Source organism: Streptomyces sp. UG1 (assembly GCF_049974585.1).
GTDB lineage: Bacteria > Actinomycetota > Actinomycetes > Streptomycetales > Streptomycetaceae > Streptomyces.
In genome coordinates this window covers 123,779-141,004 of sequence record NZ_JBNGGG010000025.1, presented here as the reverse complement: position 1 = coordinate 141,004, position 17,226 = coordinate 123,779, and the positions used below count along the sequence as shown (strand labels likewise).

General features: G+C 71.3%; 15 protein-coding genes and 1 pseudogene. 7 read left to right on the top strand and 9 right to left on the bottom strand.

Features of this window, described 5'->3' with window-relative positions; translation table 11 throughout:
* Positions 1 to 3 precede the first annotated feature (3 nt).
* The 3 genes from ACP4J3_RS27155 to ACP4J3_RS27145 are packed head-to-tail and all read right to left on the bottom strand — an operon-like array spanning position 4 to position 3,268.
* Entirely contained in the window at positions 4 to 1,353 is a 1,350-nt protein-coding gene (locus ACP4J3_RS27155; protein WP_426538665.1) for an ABC transporter substrate-binding protein, read from the bottom strand.
* Between the two features lie 10 nt (positions 1,354 to 1,363).
* A complete protein-coding gene (locus ACP4J3_RS27150; RefSeq protein ID WP_426538664.1) occupies positions 1,364 to 2,284 on the bottom strand; it encodes a carbohydrate ABC transporter permease in 921 nt (306 codons plus the stop codon).
* An 18-nt stretch (positions 2,285 to 2,302) separates the two neighbouring features.
* Positions 2,303 to 3,268 (bottom strand): carbohydrate ABC transporter permease, encoded by a 966-nt coding sequence (locus ACP4J3_RS27145; RefSeq protein ID WP_426538663.1) that lies wholly within the window; start codon positions 3,266 to 3,268, stop codon positions 2,303 to 2,305.
* A 165-nt stretch (positions 3,269 to 3,433) separates the two neighbouring features.
* Between ACP4J3_RS27145 and ACP4J3_RS27140 the strand changes: the two genes are divergently transcribed.
* Together ACP4J3_RS27140 and ACP4J3_RS27135 are read left to right on the top strand one after the other, a co-directional pair.
* Entirely contained in the window at positions 3,434 to 4,594 is a 1,161-nt protein-coding gene (locus ACP4J3_RS27140) for an ROK family protein (protein WP_426538662.1), read from the top strand.
* Positions 4,595 to 4,693: 99 nt separating this feature from the next.
* Positions 4,694 to 4,879, top strand: coding sequence for a hypothetical protein (locus ACP4J3_RS27135; protein ID WP_426538661.1), 186 nt, complete (start codon positions 4,694 to 4,696; stop codon positions 4,877 to 4,879).
* Between the two features lie 75 nt (positions 4,880 to 4,954).
* Here ACP4J3_RS27135 and ACP4J3_RS27130 read toward each other — a convergent pair whose 3' ends face one another.
* Positions 4,955 to 6,322, bottom strand: coding sequence for a S1 family peptidase (locus tag ACP4J3_RS27130; protein WP_426538660.1), 1,368 nt, complete (start codon positions 6,320 to 6,322; stop codon positions 4,955 to 4,957).
* 143 nt (positions 6,323 to 6,465) lie between these two features.
* Between ACP4J3_RS27130 and ACP4J3_RS27125 the strand changes: the two genes are divergently transcribed.
* Together ACP4J3_RS27125 and ACP4J3_RS27120 are read left to right on the top strand one after the other, a co-directional pair.
* Complete coding sequence (locus tag ACP4J3_RS27125; RefSeq protein WP_426538659.1) at positions 6,466 to 7,644, top strand: MalY/PatB family protein; 1,179 nt, start codon at positions 6,466 to 6,468, stop codon at positions 7,642 to 7,644.
* A gap of 75 nt (positions 7,645 to 7,719) precedes the next feature.
* Complete coding sequence (locus ACP4J3_RS27120; RefSeq protein ID WP_426538658.1) at positions 7,720 to 8,109, top strand: PPOX class F420-dependent oxidoreductase; 390 nt, start codon at positions 7,720 to 7,722, stop codon at positions 8,107 to 8,109.
* Positions 8,110 to 8,136: 27 nt separating this feature from the next.
* Here the strand turns inward: ACP4J3_RS27120 and ACP4J3_RS27115 are convergent, their stop codons facing one another.
* Positions 8,137 to 10,899 (bottom strand): hypothetical protein, encoded by a 2,763-nt coding sequence (locus ACP4J3_RS27115; RefSeq protein ID WP_426538657.1) that lies wholly within the window; start codon positions 10,897 to 10,899, stop codon positions 8,137 to 8,139.
* Positions 10,900 to 11,068: 169 nt separating this feature from the next.
* Between ACP4J3_RS27115 and ACP4J3_RS27110 the strand changes: the two genes are divergently transcribed.
* Positions 11,069 to 12,430, top strand: coding sequence for a Gfo/Idh/MocA family protein (locus ACP4J3_RS27110; RefSeq protein ID WP_426538656.1), 1,362 nt, complete (start codon positions 11,069 to 11,071; stop codon positions 12,428 to 12,430).
* Here ACP4J3_RS27110 and ACP4J3_RS27105 read toward each other — a convergent pair.
* On the bottom strand, positions 12,412 to 12,825 hold the full coding sequence (locus tag ACP4J3_RS27105; RefSeq protein WP_426538693.1) for a Zn-ribbon domain-containing OB-fold protein: 414 nt from the start codon (positions 12,823 to 12,825) through the stop codon (positions 12,412 to 12,414). The two genes, ACP4J3_RS27110 and ACP4J3_RS27105, sit on opposite strands and share 19 nt — an antisense overlap.
* 167 nt (positions 12,826 to 12,992) lie before the next feature.
* On the bottom strand, positions 12,993 to 13,694 hold the full coding sequence (locus ACP4J3_RS27100) for a TetR family transcriptional regulator (protein WP_426538655.1): 702 nt from the start codon (positions 13,692 to 13,694) through the stop codon (positions 12,993 to 12,995).
* A gap of 81 nt (positions 13,695 to 13,775) precedes the next feature.
* Between ACP4J3_RS27100 and ACP4J3_RS27095 the strand changes: the two are divergent.
* Positions 13,776 to 14,608: pseudogene (locus tag ACP4J3_RS27095) on the top strand (hypothetical protein).
* A gap of 107 nt (positions 14,609 to 14,715) precedes the next feature.
* Entirely contained in the window at positions 14,716 to 15,489 is a 774-nt protein-coding gene (locus ACP4J3_RS27090; RefSeq protein ID WP_426538654.1) for a cellulose binding domain-containing protein, read from the top strand.
* Positions 15,490 to 15,521: 32 nt separating this feature from the next.
* Here the strand turns inward: ACP4J3_RS27090 and ACP4J3_RS27085 are convergent, their stop codons facing one another.
* Together ACP4J3_RS27085 and ACP4J3_RS27080 are read right to left on the bottom strand one after the other, a co-directional pair.
* Positions 15,522 to 15,896, bottom strand: a complete 375-nt coding sequence (locus ACP4J3_RS27085; protein ID WP_426538653.1) for a hypothetical protein — start codon at positions 15,894 to 15,896, stop codon at positions 15,522 to 15,524.
* Positions 15,897 to 16,255: 359 nt separating this feature from the next.
* Entirely contained in the window at positions 16,256 to 17,203 is a 948-nt protein-coding gene (locus ACP4J3_RS27080) for a MurR/RpiR family transcriptional regulator (RefSeq protein WP_426538652.1), read from the bottom strand.
* Between the last annotated feature and the right edge of the window lie 23 nt (positions 17,204 to 17,226).

Genomic DNA, 17,226 nt, shown 5'->3' with positions numbered 1-17,226 from the left:
CCTTCACTGGTCGAGGATCAGGTTGATCTGGTCGTTGGTCTGGTCGAGGCTGCTGACGGGCTTGCCGTTGCCGTAGATGTCCTCCATGGCGGGGTCCATCAGCGCCTGCACATCCGCGGCGTAGTCGGTGATCGGGTAGGAGAAGGTGGTGAAGTCCTTCTTGTCGGCCACCGGTTCGGTGAACGCGGAGACGTCGATGCCCTTCTTCTCGTACGCCGCCACCGCGGCGTCCGTGCCGTCGGGCGTGGCCGGGAAGACGACGCCGTAACGGCCCACCGCCGTCTGGCACTCGTCCGACGCCAGGTACTTCACCCACTTCCTGGCGCCCTCCTTGTTGCGGGCGTTCTTTGTGATGGAGTCGGCGAGGCCGTTCATCATCGTGGCGCGCTTGCCGGTGGGGCCCTCGGGTGTGAGGGCGGAGCGGACGGTCATGCCCTTGAAACCGGCGTACGTCGAGATCATCCACGCCCCGTCCAGCGAGGACGCCGCCTTGCCCGCGGCCACCTGGACGTTGCCCTCGTTGGACTGGGAGTTCCAGTCGGACAGGGGTGCCATGTACCCCTTCTTCGCCAGGCCGAAGTACCACTTGACGACCGACTGGAAGGTCTTGTCGTCGTACCGGTACTCGGTGCCCCACCGCTTCTTGTCGGTGTAGTTCCAGCCCGCGGAGGCGGCGAAGCTGCTCCACTGGGTCTGGCCGTCGGCGTAGCCACCGCCCTTGGAGGCCAGGCCGTACACCTTGACGTTGTTCTTGTCGAAGCCGGGCTCGTCGCCCCGCCTGCCCTTCTTGTCGATCGTGAGGTGGGCGATGGCCTTCTCGAAGGTGCCGCCGTCCTCCGGGTTCCAGGACAGGTTGTTGAGCTGCTCGGCGGTGAGACCGGCGTCCTTGGCCATCTTCTCGTTGTAGAAGAGGGCGACGGTGTCCCAGTCCTTCGGGGCGCCGTAGCGGTGGCCGTCCTGGCCGATCCAGTTGGCGGCCAGGCCGGGCTGGTAGTCGGCGTCCTTGATGCCGAGGTCGTCGAGCGGCTCCAGCACCTGAAGACCGGCGAACTGGCCGAACTTCTGGATGTGGTCGGTGAACACGTCCGGCTGGGTGCCCGCGATGAAGCTCGCGGTGAGCTTGGTCCAGTAGTCGTCCCAGCCCATCTGGGTGATCTTGACGTTCAGTCCGGGGTTCTGCTGCTCGAAGCCCTTGGCGCAGGCCTGGTAGGCGGGAAGCTGGTTGGCGTCCCACAGCCAGTACGTCACCGTCTTCGAGGACGAGCCGGTGCCGTCCCCCTGGGCACACCCGGCCGTCAGGGACAGCGCCAGGGCCCCGGCCAGCGCCCCGGCCGTACGGAATCGAAATCGCATGACCATTCCCTCACTTGAGCCCGGTGAAGCTGATGGAGCTGACGATGCGGCGCGCGAAGAAGCCGAACAGCACGAGCATCGGCAGGGCCGCGATGAGCGTCGCCGCCATGAGCCCCGACCAGTCGATGCCGGACTGCGGGGTCTGTGCCCGGAAGATGGCCAGGGCCACCGTCAGCACGCGCGAACTGTCGCTGTAGGAGACCATCAACGGCCAGAAGTAGTCGTTCCAGGACGTGATGTACGTCAGCACGGCCAGCGTCATGACCGGCGTGGACGCCATCGGCAGCAGTACCCGGAAGAAGATGCGCACCTTGCCGGCGCCGTCGAGGAGTGCCGCCTCCTCGACCTCCTTGGGGATGTTCATGAAGAACTGGCGCAGGAAGAACACCGCGAACGGCGTCATGAACATCGTCGGCAGCGCGATGCCCAGCAGGTTGTCCACCAGGCCGAGCTCCTTGACGAGCACGAAGTTCGGCAGCAGCGTGAAGATGGTCGGCACCATCAGCCCGGCCAGGAACAGGGCGAAGACCGTGTCCCGGCCCCGCCAGCGCAGCCGGGCGAAGGCGTAGGCCGCCATCGCGGAGAAGAAGATCTGACAGGTGGTGATCAGCGTCGAGACGAGCACCGAGTTGAGCAGATAGCGCCAGAACCTCAGCCCGCCGCCGGCGCCGCCCTGGGCGACCGCCTCCTCGGTGGACTGCAGGCCGAGCGCCCGCTCGAAACCGCCGAGGGTCAGGTCGACCGGCAGCGGATCGGCCGGTTGGGCGTTCAGCCCCGGGTTGGAGGAGAGCGCGGTGCGCAAAATCCAGTAGAACGGCACCAGGGTGATGAGCACGATCGCCACCATCACCGTCCAGGCCACGACCCGCCCGAAGGAGGGCCTGCGCCGTGCGGGCCGTACGGTCGTCGTCGTTTCTGCCACGGCAGCCATGTCGGCGTCTCCCTTCCGTCAGCCGAGGTCGGTCTGGCCGGCCCGGGTGAGCCGGTACTGCAGGACGGTGATCGCGCTCAGCACGACGAGCAGGGCCACTGACATGGCGGAGGCGTAGCCGAACTGGAAGCGGCCGAAGGCGGAGTCGTAGATGTAGAGCTGGAGCACGTTGGTGGCGTTGGCCGGTCCGCCGTCGGTCGTCACGGCGACCGTGTCGAACACCTGGAACGAACCGATCACCGTCATGATCAGCACGACCGCCAGCACCGGCCGCAGCAGCGGCATCGTGATCCGCCAGAACATCCGCCACTCGCTGGCGCCGTCCACCTTCGCGGCCTCGTACATGTCGTTCGGGATGGCCATGAGCCCCGCGAACAGCAGCAGCGCGGTGTAGCCGACGTGCCGCCAGACGTTGATCATGGCGATCGTCGGGATCGCCCAGGTCTCGTCGGCCAGGAACGGGATGCGGTCGAGACCGAGGCCCGCGATGATCTCGTTGCCGATGCCGAGCTGGGTGTCGAGGATCCACAGCCAGACGATGCCGGCGACGACGTTCGACATCAGATACGGCGTGAGCACGATCCCACGCAGCACCGACGACTGCGTGAGCCGCTGGAGCAGCACGGCGATGGCGAGGGCCGCGACCGTCTGCACACCGATGTTGAGGACCACGTACACGACGGTGACCCGGAGCGAGTCCCAGAAGATCGGGTCGTTGACCATCCGGACGTAGTTGTCCGGACCCACCCACTTCTCCGGCGTCAGCAGGTTGAAGTCGGTGAAGCTCAGATAGATGCCCCGCAGCGTCGGCCAGAGCAGGAAGACGGCGAAGCCCAGCAGCGCCGGCGCGATGAACACCGCGGCGAGCCGCCCGTCTCCCTGGTTCTCGCGGGACCCAGCCCGCCGTGTCCTCTGCTTCGTCCCTGCCTCCGCGGCGCCGCCCAGCGGCAGACGCGACGGAGGGCTGCTGGAGGCGATGGTCATCGGGAGACTCCCTCATCGGCGGCTCGTCCTCGCTGACTTACTTTTGTGGCGGAAGAATCGAGCCGTCAAGAGGCCTGCAAACATCTTCTTCAGGTCTGATCGGCTGTTCTAGACTGGCCTGGTTGTTTTCACGGAGGAAAAAATCAATGTGGGAGCCTGACGACCATGACCGCAGTAGCCGACAGTTGGCTTCCCCTCAGCCCCGGTGAACGCTCGGTGGCGATCGAGGTGCTCCTCGCCGGCCCCCTGTCGCGCACCGAACTCGCCCGGCGGCTCGACCTGTCCGCGGGCAGCCTCACCCGGCTGACCAAACCGCTGATCGAGTCGGGCCTCCTCGTCGAGGTCCCCGAAGCGGGCGGCGTGGCGGAGGCGCGCCAGGGGCGCCCGTCCCAGCCGCTGGACGTCGTGGCCGAGTCGCGGTCCTTCATCGGCTACAAGATCACCGAGGACATGGTCTACGGCGTCGTGACCACCCTCAGGAGCGAGATCGTCGCCCGCCACGACCGCCCCCTGACCAGCCATGACCCCGCGGAAGTCGTGGCCCTGCTGGGCGAGATGACCGACGAACTGGCCGCCGACCACCCCCGGCTCGCCGGCATCGGCATCGGGGTGGGCGGTCTCGTCGAGGACCGTGCCGTGGTCGGGGAGTCCCCGTTCCTGCGCTGGCGCGACGTGCCGCTCGCCGAGCTGGTCGAGGGGCGCACGGGGCTGCCGGCCGTGGTGGAGAACGACGTCGCCGCACTCGTCGAGGCCGAGACCTGGTTCGGCGCCGGCCGCGGCCTCGAGAGGTTCGTCGTCCTCACCATCGGCGCCGGCATCGGCTACGGCCTGGTGCTGGGCGGCAAGCGGGTGCCGTACGCCGAGGAGGACCGCGGCTTCGGCCGGCACTGGATCGTCGATCCCAACGGTCCGCTCACCCCCGACGGGGAGCGGGGCAGCGCTGTGTCCCTGCTCACCATTCCCAACATCCGCTACCAGGTGCAGGCCGCCACCGGCCGCGACCGGACCTACGAGGAGATCCTGCGGCTCGCCGCCGCGGGGGAGCCGATGCCCGCCCGCGTCATCCAGGAGGCGGCCCGCGCGCTCGGGATCCTGGTCGCGCAGATCGGCAACTTCGTGCTGCCGCAGAAGATCCTTCTCGCCGGGGAGGGGGTGGGGCTCATGGACGTCGCCGGTCGGACCGTGGCGGACACCATTCGCGCCCACCGGCATCCGCTCGCCGCTCCGATCGACCTGGAGACCAAGGTGTCCGATTTCCACGACTGGGCCCGTGGCGCCGCCGTTCTCGCCATCCAGGTGCTGGTGCTCGGGGCGGCGGACGCCTGAACTCGACGGCCGGTGTTGACAGATGGACGTGATCAGCAACACGTCCGATATGCCCATCTTAGGTGTGCTTACTCACAGCGCCTTCACCTCCGGAGCCGTATGCTTCACAACATGTCCACCACTGTTGAAATCGCCTCCGATCGCTCGGCTGACGAGGTCAACGAGGAGATCCGGGCGCTGTGGCGCCGGTCGGGCGGGACACTGAGCGTCGAGCAGCGCGAGGAGTACCAGCGCCTCGTCATGGAGTGGGCCAAGGCGGCCCCGCAGACGGCGAAGGCGGCCTGAGCGCTCGGCTCTCGCCGGAGTCCCGAGCGCACCCTCCTCGCCCCCTCGCCGAGACCGAGACCGAGACCGAGCCTGTCAGCCCCACGTCGCCGAGTAGTACCTCCGATACGCCTTGCGGTCCTGCTCGGCGCGGATGAAGCGGGTCGCCGCCAGCGCGACCAGGCTGCCCGCGATCACCAGCAGACCGGGGCCGACGTTCTTCGGGTCCGCGAGCCGGGACAGCAGCGTCGAGGCGGTGACACCGGTGATCGGCGTCGCCGCGCCGGGCGACGCGTCCCCGGGCGGGGCGGCGCTCTGCGTCGCCGACGGGGCCGGCGAGGCACCCTGCTGCCCGGCACCGTTCGGCGCCGCCACGATCAGCTTCATGTTCAGCGCGGCCAGCGCCTTGGTCACGGGCTGGAAGAACGTCGTACCGCCCGAGTTGCAGTCCCCGCTGCCGCCCGACGTCACTCCCAGCGCGATCCCCTCGGAGAACATCGGGCCACCGCTGTCCCCGGGTTCGGCGCACACGTTGGTCTCGATCAGCCCGGTGACCGTCCCCTCGGGATAGTTCACCGTGGCGTTGAGCGCCGTCACCTCGCCATTGCGCAGCCCGCTCGTAGAGCCGCTGCGGAACACCCGCTGCCCGACGGCCGGATCGGCCGCACCGGTGATCCGCACGCCCTTGTCGTCACCGATGGACACCACCTCGGCCCCGGCGCCCGCCTTCCCGCTCGCGTACTGCACCAGCGAGAAGTCACCACCGGGGAAGTTCTGCCGCACGGTCTGCCCGATCTGCTGACGGCCCTGATTGTCCGCGAACCACACGGAGCCGTCCGGACCGCAGTGCCCGGCCGTGAGGATGAAGTCGCGCTGTCCGTCGGTGACGTTGAAACCCGCGGAACAGCGCCCGGCCGTCGACAGCATCGGCAGCGCGCCGTTGAGCCGCGTCGTGAACGTGCCCTCGGTGCGCTCCATCCGGACCATGCCGCCCATGCCGTCCGCGAGGTCCGTCATCCGGGACCAGTCGCCGGCCGACACGGTGCTGTCGCCCTTCACGACCACCTCGTTGGACCGGTAGTCCATCACCCACGCCGTGCCGGCCACCCGGGGCGCCGAACGCAGCGTCGACGTCGCCGAGTTCAGCTCGTCCATGCTGTGGTCGACCATCTTCGCCTCGGCTCCGGCCTTGCGCACCTCGGCGGCCGCCGCCTCGTCGGTGACCGCGACGACCGGCTTGCCGTCGGCGCCGATCCAGCTTCCCGCCGTACGGGAATCGCCCAGCCTGGAGACCAGCTCACCGCCGGTGTCGGCGGCCGAGGCGGCGTAAGTGCGCGGGACGGCGGGGCCGTCGCCGGGTTCGCTCGCCACGGCGCGGGTGACCATCGTTCCTCCGAGGAGGAGTCCGCCGACGGCCGCCAGCCGTGTCACCCGCCGGACGAGACGTCGTCGTGCGTGCCTCATGCATGGCTCCCGAACCAAGTACAGCGCGGCGTCAATGCCACGGGGCCCTCCCGGAGTTGAGCACCCTCTCTCCATACGGAGCCCGGCACGTCCGTGTTCACGGCACCGGTGATCTTTCTCGCGCGGCGACCTATCTTGTGGCCATGACCAGGATCACGCACGCGACGTCCGACGAACCCAATCCCCTGCGCGCCCTCGGGCTCGACCAACTGCGCCGTCGTACGAGCATGAAATGGCGCGCCTACCCCGACGACGTCCTGCCGCTGTGGGTCGCCGAGATGGACGCACCGCTCGCCGAACCCGTGGTGCGCGCCCTCACCGACACCCTCGCCCTCGGCGACACGGGCTACCCGGCGGGCACCGGCTACGCCGAGGCGCTCGCCGCGTTCGCCGAGAAGAGGTGGGGCTGGGACGGGCTGGCCGTGCAGCGGACGGCGCTCGTGCCCGATGTGATGCTCGGGGTGGTCGAGATGCTCAAGCTGGTCACCGGACCGGGCGACCCGGTCGTGGTGAACTCACCCGTCTATCCGCCGTTCTACCAGTTCGTCGAGCACATGGACCGACAGGTGATCGAGGCGCCGCTCGGCGCGGATCTGCGCATCGACCTCGACACACTGGACGAAACGTTCCAGCGGGCGACCGGCGGCGGACGCCGCGCCGCCTTCCTGCTGTGCAACCCCCACAACCCGACCGGCACCGCGCACTCCGCCGATGAACTGGCCGCGGTCGCCGCCCTCGCCGACCGCCACGGCGTGCGCGTCGTCGTCGACGAGATCCACGCGCCGCTCACCGCCGGCGGCGTCGCGTTCGTGCCGTATCTGAGCGTGCCGGGCGGCGAGAGCGGCTTTTCGCTGATGTCGGCGTCGAAGGCCTGGAACCTGGCCGGCCTCAAGGCGGCGCTGGCCATCGCCGGACCCGCGGCCGCCGCCGACCTCGCCAGGCTGCCCGAAGAGGTCAGCCACGGGCCCAGCCACCTCGGCATCATCGCCCACACCGCGGCCCTGCGCGACGGCACCGGCTGGCTCGACGCGCTGCTGGCCGGGCTCGACGACAACCGGCGGCTGCTCGCCGACCTCCTGGCCGAGCACATCCCGGCCATCGCCCACCGCCCCGCCGAGGCCACCTACCTAGCCTGGCTCGACTGCCGCGCCCTCGGCCTCGGCGACGACCCGGCCGAGGTCTTCCTGCGGCGCGGCCGGGTCGCCCTGAACTCCGGCATACCCTTCGGGACCGGCGGCGCGGGGCACGTGCGCATGAACCTGGCGACCTCACCCGAGCTGATCACGGAAGCGGTACGGCGGATGGCGGCGGCACTCGACTAGCCGAGCCGTAGGCGGCGGGGCAGGCCCCCCGGACCCCCACCCCGGGCCCTCACTCCGCCGCCTAGACTGCGCGCCATGGACGACACGACCCCGGCGCGACTCGGCGCGGGCAAGTACCTGCTCATCACCAGCTTCCGCAAGAACGGCACCGGCGTCCCCACCCCGGTGTGGGTGGTCCGGGACGGGGACGACGCGCTGGGCGTGTGGACGGTCGCCGACTCCTGGAAGGTCAAGCGCATCCGGGCGCGCGGCGATGTCCTCGTCGGGCCCTGCGACCTGCGCGGCAAGCCCACGGGCGAGCAGGTCCCGGCGACCGCCGAGATCTGCGACGAGGCGACCAGCGCCCGCTACCGCAGGCTCATCGCCCGCAAGTACGGCATCGTCGGCCGCCTCTCGCTGCTCGGCAGCCGACTGCGCCGGGGTGTGAACGGCACAGTCGGCCTGCGGATCACGCTGACGCCCTGACCCGGGTCACGGACGTCCACCGCCGGATCACGGGGCGTCCAGCACCGTGCCCGTGATCACCGGCGCCCCGGGCAGCGGCGCACCGGAGTCGTCGATCGCCCGCAGCCGCACCGACTCGGCCTGTTCCGCGACTTGGTCGCGCACCGTCGGGATCGTCAACTGCGCGGACGTCCTGCCCGGCTCGACGTACACCCACAGGGTCAGCCCGTCCACCTTGGACAACGGCCGCTCCGGGTCCGGGGATTCGCCGGTGGTCTCCTCGAGCCAGCGGGGGTCCACGTCCTTCGTCGACAGCTCCCGGCCGTCCGTGACCGGCAGCACGGCGTACGCCGCGGTGATGTCGGCGTCGGCGACCTCGGACAGGGACACCCGCCACTTCAGCGGCTTCCCCTCGGTCACCCGGTCGGCGACCGGTGTCACGGAGACCGACGGCATCGGGTCGTCGTTCTCCACGGTCACCCCGCCCAGGTGGGCGCCGACCACGGCGCTGCGCACCGCCTTCACGAACACGTTGCGGCCCACGTCGTAGCCGTAGCGCGTATTGCCCTCGACCTTCACCGGCACGTCGACGGCCTGCCCGCCGGGCCGGACCGTCAGCAGCCGGTCGGTGACCCTGCCCGTGACCGGGTCGGAGACGAACAGCCGTATCTGCCCGCTGCCCTGTCCCGAGACCTTCACCGGCACCCGGTAGGTCCGCACGCCGGAGTCCCCTTCCTTGACGGTCAGCCGCCCGATGTCGACCCGGGGCAGCGGGGTCTGACGTACCTCGGGCGTACCCGGCCGCCAGGCCCAGGCGTCCATCAGCCAGGCTCGCCCCGACCGCGTGCGCGGCGTCAGCTCCAGGGACTTGACGTGCCGCAGGTCCAGCGCGGCCGCGTCGTCGGAGCCGATCGGCACCCGCACCTCGCGCGCCCAGTACGAGGCGGTCCGGTCCGTCCCCGGCAGTCCGTCGACCCGGACGCGGCCGAGGGCCCGGTGTCGTCCGGCGGTGTCGGTGACGGCTACGTCCAGCTCCGTTCCGGAGGTGTTCGGCGGCACGAAGACGCGCAGCGCCAGCGCCTTCGCACCGGCGAGGGACAGCGGCCGGCCGGGGGTGATCCGGGCGGCGGAACCGGGCGCGGACCAGCGCAGCGCGACCGCGCGCCGGCCCGGCTCACGATCGGTCTCCCAGTGCGCGAAGTGCGGTGACACACCTGCCGTCTCCGACGACAGACAGGCCCTCGCCGTGGACGGATCCACCGCCGAGCACAGCCGCGCCCCGCGCACGGTGACCTTGCCGTCCGGCAGGAAGCCGGCGCCGCGCCGCGCACCCACCGCGTGGGTCAGGACGTGCGCGGGGTCGGCCGAGGGCGCGCGGCGGCCCGAGCCGTCGAGCAGCGGACGCACCCGGTCGTCCTGCGCGACGAACAGCCGTGCCGCCGCGGCGATATAGGTGGCGCCGGCCTTGTGCTGCTGGTCGGCGGTGAGCCGGGTCCTGGTGCCGGGGGAGCAGACCAGGTCCGGCTCCTCCTCGTCGGTCCAGAAGTCGTCGTCGGCGGGCGCCTCGGCCTGGCCTGGCGTCCATTCGCTGTTGAAGAAGTTGTGGTTGGCGCCCACCATGTAGACGGCGCTGTGCAGGGCGGCACCGCGGCCGACCCGGCGGGTGCCGTCGACGTACACCTCGCCCTGGAGGTCGGAGACGTCGCCGTCGCAGCCCGGCAGGATCGTCATCGACGGCACGTCCGGCACCGGGTTCTGACCGAAGATCGTCGGGCCGATCAGGACGGTGCCGCGAATGTGCCAGCGCACCGGGCCGCGATAGCCGTCCTGGTCCGCGGGCGGCGGGTAGAGGCTGTCCATCGCCGCCCGGTTGACGCCCTCGCCACCCCGGGAATGCCCCACGAGCAGCAGGCGGGACAGATCGGCCCGGGGCGCCTGCCGTACGGCCGCCGGGGCGGTGTCGGGATGCGCGGACCAGCCGGCCCAGCGGGCGAGGTGCTGCCGTATCAGCGACGAGCGGGCCTGCGCGCCCCCGTCCTCGGCCTGCCAGTCCTGGCCGTTGATGCCGTTGGCGGAGATCGACACCGTCACATAGCCCTGGGAGGCCAGGAGCCGCTGGTCGCGCAGATAGCCCCGGTGGCTCGGCACCGGCTTGGCGCCGGCGGCGCAGGGCCAGTCGCCGGTGATCTCGCCCCGCGGTGTGTAGCAGGTGAAGTGGCGGCCGTGCAGGAACAGGGCGAGCGGACGGCGGCCCTCGGCACCCTTGGGCGCCACCACCACGGCCCGCATCTCGACCGGCTCGGCGAATCCGGGCAGCCGTACGGGGGCGAGGTCGTATTCGCCGGTGACGGTGCGGTGGGCGCCGGGCTTGCCGGGGTCGACCGGGTTCGCCGGGGACCGCCTCGGGACGGTCACCGCCGAACGTGCGCCGGAGGCGGTGTCGGGCGCGTCCAACCGGCGCCCCGCGGCCCGCACTTGAAGGTCCCGCACGGAGTCCAGCCGAACCCCGTCGAGGTCCAGCCGGAACGTCCGCCCGTCCTTCGCCGGCGCCGGTACACCGAGCACGCGGTCACCTGCGTAGAACTCGACCCGGGCGTCCCCCATGGGCACCCGCTCGTCGGACCGCCACACCAGCTTGCGCGCCGCCCCCTCGCCGGTGACGCTCCAGTCCGGCGGCAACCCCTCTTCTCCGTCCGCCGACGCCAACGGTCTTGCTCCGGAGGCCTGTTGAGCCTGAGCCCACCCTGGCGAGGCCCCCACGATCGCCAGTAACGCCAGCGCGGTGACCCCTATTCGCCGGGCACGAATCACGTGCCCCTCCTTCCGCTCGCTCCGGGACGGGGCGTCCCGGGCTCTCACCCCGTGAGGACGGAAGGTGTCGGCTGTGCGTTGCCTGTGGCGACAGGGGAAAACGAGCCGAGCGGGGTCGGCCGGCCCGCGGACAGGACTGGTTGGGCGCCCGGCGGGAAAGGCCACCCCAATGAGCCGAACTCCCCGTCACCGCGCCGCCGTCGTCGGCACCGGCCACCGCGCCCAGACCTTCACCCGGGCCCTCGCCGAGCGCCCCGACCACGTCGTCGCCGCCCTCTGCGACCCCAGCCCCGTCCGCATGGCCTTCCACAACCGGCTGCTGGCCGAGGCCGGCGCACCCACGGCCACCCGGTGGGAGCCCGACCGGTTCGCCGACATGCTCGCCGAGGAGGAGATCGACGAGGTCGTCGTCACCACCGTCGACGCCGAGCACGACCGCTACATCGTCCCCGCGCTCGAGGCGGGCTGCCGGGTCGTCACCGAGAAGCCGATGACCGTCGACGCGGACCGCTGCGCCCGCATCCTCGACACGGTGCGGCAGACCGGCAACTCCCTCACCGTCGCCTTCAACTACCGCTTCAACCCCGTGCACGAGAAGGTCCGCGCACTGCTCGCCCAGGGAGCGGTCGGCGAGATCCTCTCCGTCCACTTCGAGTGGCTGCTCGACGTGCGCCACGGCGCCGACTACTTCCGCCGCTGGCACCGCGAGAAGGATCGCAGCGGCGGCCTGATGGTGCACAAGTCGAGCCACCACTTCGACCTGGTCAACTGGTGGCTCGGCGACGAGCCGAGGGACGTCTTCGGCTACGGGCGACTCGCCTTCTACGGCCCAGAGGCGGGCGAACGCCACGGCCTGCGCCGGCACTACGACCGCGCCCACGGCGCCGGCCCGGCCGCCGACGACCCCTTCGCCCTGGACCTGGCGGCCAACGACACCCTGCGCGCCCTGTACCTGGACGCCGAAGGGGACGACGGCTACGTCCGCGACCGCAACGTCTTCGGCGGGCCCGTCACCATCGAGGACGACATGGCCGTCCTGGTGCGCTACGCCAAGGGCGCGACCATGACGTACCACCTCACCGCGTACTCCCCGTGGGAGGGCTACCGGGTCATGTTCAACGGCAGCGCCGGGCGGCTGGAACTGGAGGTGGAGGAGAGCCGTTGGCAGCGCCCCACGACCCGGATCGGCTCGGACAGCGGCGCGCTGCACGGGGACACGGCCGCCGAACACGCCGGCGGGGCACGGCTCACCCTGCGTCCGCTGTGGCGGGCCCCGGTGGACGTCCCGCTCGTGACCGCCCACGAGGCGCACGGCGGGGGAGACCCACGGATGCTCGACGCCCTCTTCGGACCGGTGGGGCCCGATCGGTCAGCCCGAACGGTGGCTCATCCCACGGCCACCGAACGCGACGGCGCGCTGGCCCTGGCCGTCGGGCTCGCCGCGAACCGGTGCTTCGAGACGGGACGGCCCGTCGACGTACGGGATTTGGTCCCGGAGCTTTGGCGGGGAGATCAGGTCCAGGCGCGGTAGGGCTCGTCGACCAGTTGGAACACCGGCTCGCCCCGGACCGGGTCCTTCGCCGTCGACAGCCGGACCCGGTCCCCGCTGTGAATGCCGATGGGCGGCCCCATCACCCGGCCGCGCACGACGAACCCCTCGGCCATCTCTATGAGCGACACATTGCGCGCGGCGGGGGTGTTGCGGTGGACCACCGTGGAGTGGCGGATGGTCCCCACACCCTGGCTGCGCTCCGTGCGCAGGTCGCTGCCCTGGCAGACCGGGCACAGCAGCCGGTGGTACATGGCGGTGCCGCACCAGGTACAGCGCTGGAAGACGATGGCATCGGTCTCGGGTGCCGTGCGGTCGAGGACGCCCGCCGCATGGCCGACGGTCTGACGAGCAACGCTTCCTGAGTGGTGGTACACGCTGGTCAACTCCCTGCGCTCGGCCGGAATCCCACGTGCGCGGCTCACCCGTGCACGCACGTGCGCGGTTCACCGTGCCACCGTGCACACCGCCAGCGTATGGCACTGAGTGCCACACGTAAAGGCACTGCGTACCCTGAATCTCGCCGGGATTCCGCACGCGCGGATCAGCCGTGCTGCAGCGTGGCCTCGATCTCCTGGACCACCCGCCACAGCGGGGCACCGCGCCGGGACACGACGACGACCACGTCGTCGGGCTGCTCGTCCCGGGCGGGCGGCGGGACGGGGGCGACGCCGAAGGCCGACTGCACATACCCCAGCGCGTGGTCCACCGCGGCGCTCGCGTCGCCCTGGCCGTCCGAACGCAGCCAGGAGCGCAGCGCGTTGTTGTGCGCCGCGACCACGGCGGCGGCGATGACATCGGCCTGGAGGGTGCCGTCCCGCCGGCCGGCGAAGCGCTCGCGCAGATACTCGGCCAGCGCCCGCTCGTAGCGCCACACCACGGACAGCTCGTACGCCCGCAGCCCGGGCACCTTCTTGGTGAGCCGGTAGCGCTGCACCGAGAAGGTCGGGTTCTCCGCGTACATGCGCAGCACCAGCCGGGCCGCGTCGCACACCCGTCGCACCGGCTCGTGCTCCTCGCCGCTCGCGGCGAGGAAGGCCGTCATGTCGGCCAGACAGCGCTCGTGGTCCGGGAAGACCACGTCCTCCTTGGACGGGAAGTAGCGGAAGAACGACCGCCGTCCGACCCCGGCCAGCGTCACGATGTCGTCCACGGTCGTCTGCTCGTAGCCCCGCTCCAGGAACAGCCGGAAGGCCGCGGCGACCAGGGCGTCCCGCATGGGGGGCTTCGTGCTGCTGGAGCTCATGGTCGGAACGTAGCACCCATGGATGCGTCTTTGGCACTCAGTGCAACACTTGGAGGGAACCGAGTGCAGCCGAGGAGTTCCATGCCGCCCACCCGCCCCCGCATCCTGTACGTCACCGACCTGGCCTATCCGGCCCGCGGGCGCCGCTACTGCGACGAGGACATCCTCCTCACCTCCCGGCTGCGCGACGACTTCGACCTCGCCCTGTGCCACCCCGGGGACGCGGCCGCGCTCATGGGCGCCTTCGACGCGGTCGTCGTCCGCAACAGCGGCCCGGTGCTGACGTACCAGGACGCCTACGACGACTTCCGGCGGCGTGCGACGGCCGACGGGACGCGCGTGTACAACCCGCTGTCCGGCAAGGCGGACATGGCCGGCAAGCAGTACCTGCTCGACCTGACCGCCGCCGGGTACCCGGTCATCCCCACCGTGGACCGCCCCGAGGACCTGCATCGCCTGCCCGAGGCCGACCGCTATGTCGTCAAGCCCAAGCTCGGTGCCGACTCGATGGGGCTGCGGATCGTGCCGGCGGCGGGCGTGCGCGAGTCGGTCGACGGGGACGTGCTCGTGCAGCCGTGCGTCGACTTCGCCTACGAGGTGTCGTTCTACTTCGTCGACCACGACTTCCAGTACGCCCTGTACGCGCCGCACACCGACCGGCGCTGGCAGCTGGAGCGGTACGAACCCACCGACGACGACGTCCGGTTCGCCCGGCGCTTCGTCGAGTGGAACGGGCTCGAGCACGGCATCCAGCGCGTGGACGCCTGCCGCGCGCCCGGCGGTGAGCTGCTGCTGGTCGAGCTGGAGGACCTCAACCCCTATCTGTCCTCGACGCCCTGGACGACGCGGGACGGGACGGCTTCGTCGCCGCGATGAAGGCCTCCCTGCACCGCTTCTTCGCCGCGCCCGCCTGACCGGCCCCGCGCGCGCCGCGCCGCGCTGAACCGGCGGGACGCGGGGCCCGTATCTCTCCTCGGGATTGGCGAAGCCCCGTGCAGACGGGGGACGGAAGGAGAGCGGCGTGTCCACACGGCCCGACCCCGCGGAGCCGGACCCGGACGAAGTCCCGGCCCTGGAACCGATCCACGTCCTGCGCCCACGCCGGACCGACGCCCTCGCGGAGCTGTTCAAGGAGTGGGAGGAGAACAAGGCCGGCTACGAGGCCGTGGCCCTGCCCGGGGCCCTGCCCGGCGTCGAGGACGCGACACAGGAACTGCCGGCCGTCCCCGAGGACACCTCGGGCGCAGGGCGCCGCGGTCACCCCGGTCCGGCCGGCCGCCCCGGCTTCCGCCGCACCGCCGTCGCGGTGGCCGTGACGGCGGCGGCGGTCATCGGCTTCGGCGCCGCCCTCCTGCTCCCCGGCCACGACGAGGACGCGACGGCCGGGAAACCGGCTCCGTCCGAGACCGCCTCCGCGGCCGAGCCCGACCCGACCGCGTCCGAGGCACCCGGCGCGGGCGAGGCGGGTGATCCCGACTGCACCGCGTCCTTCCGGACCGTCAACAGCTGGCAGGGCGGCTTCCAGGGCGAGGTGACGGTGACCAACGCGCCCGCGGCCTCGGCCTCCGGCTGGACCGCGACGGTCGAACCGCCCGACGGCGCCCGTCTCACCCAGGTCTGGGACGGCACCCTCGCCACGGCCCGGGACGGCAGGGCGACGGTCACCAACGCGTCCTGGAACGGCGCTCTGGCACCCGGCGCCAGCGTCACCTTCGGGTTCCTCGCCGACACCTCGGACGCGACCGGCCGGCCGTCGGCGACGGTCACCTGCGCGGCGACCGCGGGCGCCTCCTGACGCCCCGTGCGGGAGCCCCGGGAGCCGATGGCTCAGCGACCGCGGTCGACCAGCGCCTGCGACACCGCGCGCACGCTGCGGGCGATGTGCTGCAACTGCATGACCTCCGCCGCGTACAGCTTGATGGTGTGCTCGATGACCGACTCGGGCATGCCGAGCCGGGGCAGGTCGGCCCGCGCCGTCTGCAGCGCGGTGCGCGCGACCCGGATCTCGTTCTGGACCTGGAGCTCCGCGTGTCGTGCGAGCAGCACGGGGTGGCGGATCAGCGCCGGATAGCTGGCGTAGCGGGCCGGCACCAGCTCACGCAGCCACTTGGCCGCGGAACGCTCCCAGTCGTAGGAACCGGGGGTCTTGACCTGGCACGGCCAGTCCGGGCTGATGCGCGTCGTCGTCAGGGTCATGGTCATCGCTTCCGGGTGTGCGGCGTCGTCCGGTTGTCCGACGGGGTCGGGGGCGGCCCCGGCCTAGGGGATGACCGGGGCCGCCGCCACGGGCGCTCGCGCAGGCGATGCCCGACAGAACAGCCCGAGCGCCGACGCGGGTAGGAGACGGCGGCCACGGCTGTTCGCAGAGGAGCCCGGAAAGACAGGCGGCAGTCGCACGGCGGATGGGGTGACGTGCGCATGAGCGGACCGGCTGCTTTCGGCGGGCGGATGTTGCGTGTTGCAGTATTTATATATGCCGTCTTCTTTTCAAGGCGTATGAAAACATTCATGCGCGCTTTGTTGTGAATGCTGGCGGTGTGGCGTGCTTTGACCCGAGTGGATCAGTCCCGGAGGAAGAACTGGTGCTGGTCGGAGAGGTGCTCGTACTCCTCGAGCCGCGCCTGCGTCCGCTCCGGGTCGGCGTCGGTCATGGCCTGCAGCAGCGCGGCGGCCATCACGCCGGGCGCGGCGTAGGAGTCGAAGACCAGCCGCGATCCGGTGCCGGTGGCGAAGACGACGTCGGCCGAGTCGGCCACCGGCCCGAGCGCCAGGTCGGTGATCAGGGCGACCCGCAGCCCGGCGCCCCGCGCGACCTGCACGGCGGTGAGGGTCTCGTGCGCGTGCCGGGGCATGGAGAACGCCAGCACCCAGGTGCCGCCGGCCTCGCGCGACTGGAGCAGCGCGTCGTAGGCGACACTGCCGCCCCGGGTCACCAGCCGTACGTCGGGGTGGATGCGGCGGGCGGCGTAGGCGAAGTACTCGGCGAGGGACACCGAGATGCGCAGCCCGAGGACGGTCAGCGGGGTCGACTGCGACAGCTTGCGGCCGATGTCGATGACCTGGCCGGGGTCGGCGAAGTCGCGCCGCAGGTTCTCCAGGCTCTCGATCTCGGCGTCCACGGCGGCCTGGAGCTCGTTGGCACCGTTCTCGTCCGCCGCGACGGGACCTCCGGCCAGGGTGCCCAGGGCGATCGCCTGGAGCTTCTCCCGTAGCGCGGGGTAACCGCTGAAGCCCACCGCCGCGGCGAAGCGGGTCACGGACGGCTGGCTGACCCCGACCCGGTCGGCGAGATCGGTGATCGACAGGAACGCGGCCTCGGTGATGTGCTCGATCAGGTACTGGGCGATACGCCGCTGCCCGGGGGAGAGCCGGGGCCGGTCGAAGAGCGTCCTGAGCTGGGAAGTCGGCGAAGCCTCGGTCTCCGGGACCGCCTTTCCCGAGGTGATGGCGGATGCCTGTGCGCGTGCCTGCTGAAGGGATGGCTCCGGTGCGCCTCGTTTGTCTCCCACAGTGCCTCAACATAGCTCACGCA